Here is a 643-nt window from a genome sequence, read left to right on the forward strand (position 1 = left end):
ATCCACGCCGACAGCCCGCACCAGGTGCTGAACAGGAAGTTCGACCAGAACATCGCCTGGTCGGGTCAGACCATGCCGCGTGTCCCGGAATTCCTGGCCGAACTGGTGGATGTGGTGGTGCAGATCAAGCGCGACACCGACGGCTTTCGCCGCATCACCGACATCTACGAACCCCGCGCCGATCGCTGGGTGATGCAGGACGGCCATCTCGTTGAAAGGGTCGCCGCATGATCATCATCGCCATTCCCTTCGCCTTCGCGGCCTCGGCCGCCACCCTGATCTATCTGTGGGCAACCGTCTGGCAGTTCCACGCCCTGCAGGCCGATTCCTGGGGCTGGGTCGTCCAATACACCATGTCCTATGGCGCCCTGCCGGGATTCGTCCAATGGGGCATTCTCGGCGCCGTCGCCGCTGCTGGCGCGCTGATCCTGATGGCGCAGGCCGTCGCCTCGCGGATCGGCGGCGAGACCGTCCACGGCGCACGCGACGACAAGACCCTGCACGGCTCGGCGCGCTGGGCAAGAAAGGCCGACGTCAAGGAAGCCGGCCTGTTCGGCAAGACCGGCGTGGTGGTCGGCGGCTGGCCATCATGGTTCGGCACCCGCACCCTTCGCCATGACGGCCCCGAGCATGTCCTGACCTT

The 643-nt window shown here is 66.1% G+C and carries 2 pseudogenes; both read left to right on the plus strand.

Annotated elements, in window-relative coordinates:
- Positions 1 to 231: pseudogene (locus A6A05_RS21255) on the plus strand (CpaF/VirB11 family protein); the annotation flags it as partial.
- Positions 228 to 643, plus strand: a pseudogene (locus A6A05_RS05670) (type IV secretory system conjugative DNA transfer family protein); the annotation flags it as partial. The pseudogenes A6A05_RS21255 and A6A05_RS05670, both read left to right, overlap by 4 nt.

The organism is Magnetospirillum moscoviense (assembly GCF_001650635.1).
GTDB classification, from domain to species: Bacteria; Pseudomonadota; Alphaproteobacteria; order Rhodospirillales; family Magnetospirillaceae; genus Magnetospirillum; species Magnetospirillum moscoviense.